1 protein-coding gene is annotated in these 1,196 nt (G+C 59.9%); it reads left to right on the top strand.

Going from position 1 to position 1,196, the window contains the following annotated elements; translation table 11 throughout:
* Window positions 1-181: 181 nt before the first annotated feature.
* A complete protein-coding gene (locus ABT116_RS48225) occupies window positions 182-1,033 on the top strand; it encodes a GTP-binding protein (RefSeq protein WP_351647851.1) in 852 nt (283 codons plus the stop codon).
* Window positions 1,034-1,196 lie beyond the last annotated feature (163 nt).

Below are 1,196 nucleotides of genomic sequence, written 5' to 3'. Positions count from 1 at the left end.
CGGCAGCACCAGCAGCGCGACCAACGCGGCGCGCGGCAGCGTCCCCCGCCCGAAGGCGCCGGGGCGCGGTTCCACAACCGCATCGGCAACTGCTGCGATCCACCCACGATGCCGCGATGGTCGTCGTCGGCGGCCGTGATGACCACACGAAGGATTTCGAGGATCGAGTTGGGGTAATCGCATCGATACCGACGGCCACGCTCTGGCCGACGTCGCCCGACTCGACACCATGGTCACCGTGGTCGACGGCAACAGTTTTCTGCGCGACTACACGGCTGGAGGTCGCGTCGAAGCCGATGCTCCGGAAGATGAACGAGACATCGCGGATCTACTTGTCGACCAGATCGAGTTTGCCGACGTCATCCTGGTGAGCAAGGCCGATCTGATCTCGCACCAGCACCTGGTCGAATTGACCGCGGTCCTGCGATCTTTGAACGCAACCGCTGCGATTGTTCCGATGATGCTCGGTCGCATCCCACTCGACACGATTCTCGACACAGGTTTGTTCTCGCTCGAGAAAGCCGCACAGGCCCCCGGTTGGTTACAAGAACTACAAGGTGAACACACTCCCGAAACCGAAGAGTACGGAATCAGTTCGGTGGTGTACCGCGAGCGCGCACCCTTCCACCCCCAACGTCTGCATGACTTCCTCAGCAGCGAGTGGACCAACGGAAAGTTACTCCGGGCCAAGGGCTACTACTGGAATGCCGGCCGGTTCACCGAGATCGGGAGTATTTCCCAGGCCGGTCATCTCATTCGCCACGGATACGTCGGCCGTTGGTGGAAGTTTCTACCCCGTGACGAGTGGCCGGCCGACGATTACCGCCGCGACGGAATCCTCGACAAGTGGGAAGAACCTGTCGGAGACTGCCGACAGGAACTCGTCTTCATCGGCCAAGCCATCGACCCGTCTCTACTGCACCGAGAACTCGACGCGTGTCTACTCACCACAGCCGAGATCGAACTCGGGCCAGACGTGTGGACCACCTGGAGCGACCCCCTGGACGTCGACTATACCGACCAGACCGTTTGATATTGATCTCTTCGGCACGAGATTCCCCGACCTGACGATACTTAAAATCACGCTGATTTGAAGGCATGCCCGCAGCGCAACGGCCCCTTGTCCGAAAACTGTCAACAGTTCTACACGGAGAAATGGCTACCCTTAGGATTACGCTGCACGCATGTTTTCTTCC

This window comes from Streptomyces sp. NPDC002130, assembly GCF_040296465.1.
Lineage (GTDB): Bacteria > Actinomycetota > Actinomycetes > Streptomycetales > Streptomycetaceae > Streptomyces.
The sequence above is the reverse complement of the archived record's forward strand: the minus strand, read 5'-3'. Positions and strand labels throughout refer to the sequence as shown.